The sequence below is a fragment of the Brevinematales bacterium genome (assembly GCA_026415355.1).
Taxonomy (GTDB): Bacteria; Spirochaetota; Brevinematia; order DTOW01; family DTOW01; genus SKYB106.
Genome location: JAOAHF010000071.1, coordinates 251 through 580, shown reverse-complemented (window position 1 = coordinate 580; position 330 = coordinate 251). Strand labels below are relative to the sequence as shown.

Annotated in this window: 1 protein-coding gene; it reads left to right on the top strand. The window is 33.9% G+C overall.

The genetic code is table 11. From position 1 onward, the window contains the following. Positions 1–330: hypothetical protein (locus N2712_08095; protein ID MCX8029938.1), on the top strand; the 330-nt coding region annotated here is incomplete at both ends.

Genomic DNA, 330 nt, shown 5'->3' with positions numbered 1-330 from the left:
ATCATACGATTATCCATTACCTTTTGACAGTATTGAAGGTGATGAATTTATTGATAAAATTATTGAAATAGACCAATTGCCAATCGGTAGAACACCACGTTCCAATCCCGCAACATATATAGGAGTTTTTACATTTATTAGAGATCTATTCGCACAGCTACCGGAATCAAAAGCTAAAGGATATAAGCCAGGTCGTTTTAGTTTCAATGTTGAGGGTGGAAGATGCGATAAGTGTGAAGGTGATGGTGTTGTAAAAATTGAAATGAATTACCTACCACCTGTTTATGTTAAATGTGATAATTGTGATGGGAAAAGATATAATAAAGAAAC